9 protein-coding genes are annotated in these 3,742 nt (G+C 71.5%); all 9 read right to left on the bottom strand.

Going from position 1 to position 3,742, the window contains the following annotated elements:
* Window positions 1–1,130 (bottom strand): hypothetical protein (locus tag DI005_RS33255; protein ID WP_113644728.1); only part of this gene is annotated, 1,130 nt, incomplete at its 3' end.
* Window positions 1,127–1,477, bottom strand: coding sequence for a hypothetical protein (locus DI005_RS33250; RefSeq protein WP_112276439.1), 351 nt, complete (start codon window positions 1,475–1,477; stop codon window positions 1,127–1,129). The genes DI005_RS33255 and DI005_RS33250, both read right to left, overlap by 4 nt.
* Window positions 1,470–1,745 (bottom strand): hypothetical protein, encoded by a 276-nt coding sequence (locus DI005_RS33245; RefSeq protein WP_112276437.1) that lies wholly within the window; start codon window positions 1,743–1,745, stop codon window positions 1,470–1,472. Before DI005_RS33245 ends, DI005_RS33250 begins: the two co-directional genes overlap by 8 nt.
* Window positions 1,732–1,983 (bottom strand): hypothetical protein, encoded by a 252-nt coding sequence (locus DI005_RS33240; protein ID WP_113644726.1) that lies wholly within the window; start codon window positions 1,981–1,983, stop codon window positions 1,732–1,734. Before DI005_RS33240 ends, DI005_RS33245 begins: the two co-directional genes overlap by 14 nt.
* Window positions 1,983–2,219, bottom strand: a complete 237-nt coding sequence (locus tag DI005_RS33235; protein ID WP_113644725.1) for a hypothetical protein — start codon at window positions 2,217–2,219, stop codon at window positions 1,983–1,985. Before DI005_RS33235 ends, DI005_RS33240 begins: the two co-directional genes overlap by 1 nt.
* Window positions 2,220–2,436: 217 nt before the next feature.
* Window positions 2,437–2,670: a hypothetical protein gene (locus DI005_RS33230; RefSeq protein ID WP_113644724.1), complete on the bottom strand. Its 234-nt coding sequence runs from the start codon at window positions 2,668–2,670 to the stop codon at window positions 2,437–2,439.
* Window positions 2,670–3,068: a hypothetical protein gene (locus DI005_RS33225; protein ID WP_147263925.1), complete on the bottom strand. Its 399-nt coding sequence runs from the start codon at window positions 3,066–3,068 to the stop codon at window positions 2,670–2,672. The genes DI005_RS33230 and DI005_RS33225 overlap by 1 nt, the downstream gene beginning before the upstream one ends.
* Window positions 3,065–3,241 (bottom strand): hypothetical protein, encoded by a 177-nt coding sequence (locus DI005_RS38765; protein WP_199543432.1) that lies wholly within the window; start codon window positions 3,239–3,241, stop codon window positions 3,065–3,067. The genes DI005_RS33225 and DI005_RS38765 overlap by 4 nt, the downstream gene beginning before the upstream one ends.
* Window positions 3,241–3,588 (bottom strand): hypothetical protein, encoded by a 348-nt coding sequence (locus DI005_RS33220; protein WP_199543431.1) that lies wholly within the window; start codon window positions 3,586–3,588, stop codon window positions 3,241–3,243. The genes DI005_RS38765 and DI005_RS33220 overlap by 1 nt, the downstream gene beginning before the upstream one ends.
* Window positions 3,589–3,742: the final 154 nt, after the last annotated feature.

Here is a 3,742-nt window from a genome sequence, read left to right as displayed (position 1 = left end):
TCACGGAGCTGGCGCGCCCGGCGGGGCGAGCAGCGCAGGGTCTTGCGGATGGACTCCGCCGAGGTGGGGTCGACCGCGTTGGGGTTGGCCTCGATCGCCGCGCGCAGTTCGGCCCGTAGTTGCTCGATCGACCGGCCCACGCGCCCGCCGATCCGGGCTCGATCGGGGTTCGATTTTGGCTGGTCAGCGTCCCGGTCGAGGGTGTCCACCGACGCCCCGCGGAACAGGGTCGATTCGTCGTCGCCCGCGTCCCGATCGGACATGCCGACGGACCGCTCACGGGTGAGCAGATCGGCGAGGGCGGTGTCCCAGTCGGCCACCTCGGTCGGGCTGGTCGGGTCCTGATCGACGGGCAGGCCGGGCACGATCGCGGTCTCCAGACGGCGCCCCCGCCGTCCGGTGAGCACGTAGCGGCCGGGGGTGTAGACCAGGCGGGCGGTGCCGTCGGCGTCGATCTCCGCGACCGCGTGCCGCACCGCCGCCCGCCGCACCCGGGCGACCTTGCGCGCCTCCCGCCGCGCGATCCTGGCCGCCGCGCGCTCGGCCGCCGGGCGGGGCGGGGTGGCGAGGGTGAGTTGGTGGGCCGCGATCCCGGACACCGCCACGATCGCCATCACCACCCCGGCCGACCAACCCTGATCGAGGCCGTGCAGGAAGTTCAGCCCGGCCGACAGCGCGGCGAACACCCAGACTCCGGCCTGCAACATGCCCACCGGCCGCGCCGGGTCGGTGCGCCGGGCGATGAGCACCGCCACCGCGAACGCCAGCATCAGCAGCTCGCTGATGCCGGGCAGCAGCCAGCCCAGCGCGGAGCCGTAGACCTCGGCCCCGTAGGCCGCCATCGACGGCCCGGCCATCGCGAACGCGACCAGCACCGCCGGGTAGATCAGCAAATCCACCGTGTGCGCGGCCGCCCACGAGCGCAGCGCCGCCCGCTTCGCGCCCCGCCGCGCCCGCCGCTCGGCCCGCTCGGCCTGCCGCTGCTGCGTGCGGGCCTGCTCATCACGACGGGCCTGCTCGGCCAGCGCCTCCCGCTCCCGGATCCGACGCGCCGACGCGGCGTCGGCGTCCAGGCGGGCCTGCTCGGCCGCTGCCGCGCGGTCGGCGCGGCGCTGCTCGGCCCAGCTCATGCGCTCACCCCCTTGTCTCGCTTGCCCTCACGGGCGTCCTCAGTGGCCTGTCCGGCGGTCTCGTCGTCCGTGGCGTCCTGGTCGGCGGGTGCGGGCGGCAGGGCGCCCTGCTGGCGCACCTGCTGCTGTTCGCGGCGGGTACGCGCCTCGTGCAGCACCCACACACCCCCGGCCAGCACCGACAACCCCAGCAGCCACCACGTCACGGTGACCGCGAGCAGCAGCGGCAACCCCACCGCGACCAGCTCGCCGATGTGCCAGCCGATCCACGACACCGCCGCATCCGTGCGCGTGTACTCATTCGCCACCGCGCGCCGCTCCAACTCCTGACGCTGCAACTCAGTCACCGGCCTTCACCTCCTCACGCGCAAACAGACGGGAGAACAGCAGCCCGAGCAGATCGGCCACGGCATACAGCGCCTCGGCGGCCACGGCGCCGAGCAGCAGCAGCGACCAGACCACCCAGCCGCCAGAGACGGCCTCGGTGACCAGCCACAGCGCCCCCGACGCGGCAGCAGCGCCGACCAGCGCGTGCGTGCTCTCCCACACGATCAGCCGCCGCTCGTCCGCTGCGCGGGTCTGCTCATCGGCGGTCAGCAGTTCAGGCGTAGACACGTGCACCCTCCCTTGTGGACGCAGAACCAGCGAAGAAGTCGTTGACGGGCTTGCGTGGTGGCGTGCTCGCCTGCCGCGTGGCGAACCCATCCAGGCGCCGCATGGCCACCTCCAGCACCCGCGCGGCGAGCACCAGCGGGATGCGGACCAGATGCAAGACCAGGAACAGCACCACCGCCCCGGCGAAGCGCAGCAGCGCCGCCGTGCCGTACTGGCGCAGAACATCGAACGTGGACATCACCGCTCACCTCCCGGCTGTTCGGTCGGGGCGGTGATGCCCGCCCACTGCCTGGCCTCGATCTGGCCGCACCCACGGCTCTCCACCGCGTGCAGGGCGGTCGCGGCGGCCAGCGCCAACGTGGCGTGCACCTGCGCAGCGGCCAGCGCCCAGCGCTCGTACTCGCTGCCGAGTTCCTCCTTGGCAGCCTTCTCCAGCAGCCATTCGGCCCTGCGGTAGTGCTCGGGTCCCGTCATCACGCGCCACCTCCGAAGATCGCGCCCCAGCACGGACGGCAGTAGCCATTCCGCTCTGCCGGGCGCGAGCAGTTATCCGTGGCGCACCCACCGGCCGCGCGACGGCGTTCCTGCTCCCGCGCTCGCCGACGCTCGCCCGCCCGCACATTGCGCTCCAAAGCCTCACCGGAGGCCTGAAAGTCCTGCTTGAACCGCTCGAACCGCTGCCGAATCCCCATCACGCGGCCCCCTCACTGGTCGGGAAGAGTTCGAACTGGCCTGGCGCCTGCCACGCCCCGTCCCGCCACTCCGCCTCCAGCGCGATGCCCAGCTCGGCGCGGATGACCGGCAGCGTCTTCGCCAGCCACCGCTCCTGCTCACGGCGGTCGGCCTCGGTCCACTTACGGCCGGTGGCCTCGCGGTAGCGCTCACACGCCAGCCGCTTCAACCCCGTCGGCGACACCGCAGCCATCACCGCTCACCCCTCTCGGCGCGCAGCTCGGTCAGCTCGGCCCGCAGCGGAGCGGTGGCCTGATCGATCAGCGCGTTGAGCTGGTGCGGCGTGTAGACCACCGCGTCGGACTCGGCCATCGCGGCGTCCAGCTCGGCCACCACGACACCCAGCCACTCCGGATGCCGCTCCCCGCGCAGATGACCATGCACAGCCGCCGCGAGGAAGCCGTACGCGCGGGCCAGGTCGCCGCCGTAGCGGCGGATGCCCTCCCGCAGCCCCTCCGAGTAGCAGGTGGTGGCGCCTACCATGAGGTGTCCCTTCGAGTCCTGTGCTGGCTGGTTGGAGACACCCGGTCCGGCGGCAGTCTTGGCGGAGTGCGCCGGACCGGGCTCCGCAACAGCGATCCGTGTGGTCATAGCCGCACACCCCGCTTCTCGGCCGCCTTGCAGGCCGGGCACGTGATCCGCGTAAACCAGCCCTGCTCCTGCTCATTGCCGGGCAGATAGACCAGGCCGCACAACGTGCGGACCTTGCCCGACCACCACGAGCGCCTACCGATGTGCACGACATCCGTGCCCTTCCTGCCCATCAGGCCGCCACCTCTCCATCCAGCAACAGCGCCAGCGCCGCCGTGCTCTTGCCCTGCGACTGCACGCCTGCGATCAGCGCGTTGCGGTCCAGCAGCGACAGCGCGTCCCGCACCGCCCGCCGCTGCGACCGGCGAGCCCGCTCCACATCGGTGAACGGACGCAGCGCCCGGTGCCCCGCCGCACCCGCCTCCGCCGCCAACTCGCGATCAACCTCCTCGATCAACGCATCGATCTCCGCGACCTCCGCCGCCATCTCTTCCTCCCTCGTGGCATTCCAAATGTCCTGGTCAAACGCCAGGTCGACCGTCTCGCGGGCCTGGCGACTGGTAATCCGTGCGGTCTTCATGTGCTCCCTCTTCGACTTGATGACTCACATTAACTCAACATAAGTCATGATGTCGCTCCGCTATCCGGGTGAACTAAGTCAGTTGTGGTCATCCCCGGCTATGCTCGGGTTTGTGATGAGCGAAGAGCTGGGCCTTGCTCGCTACGAACAGGTA

It is taken from the genome of Prauserella sp. PE36 (genome assembly GCF_003311655.1).
Classification (GTDB): domain Bacteria; phylum Actinomycetota; class Actinomycetes; order Mycobacteriales; family Pseudonocardiaceae; genus Prauserella_A; species Prauserella_A endophytica.
Note: the sequence above shows the minus strand (reverse complement) of the source record. Positions and strands in the feature narration are given on the sequence as shown.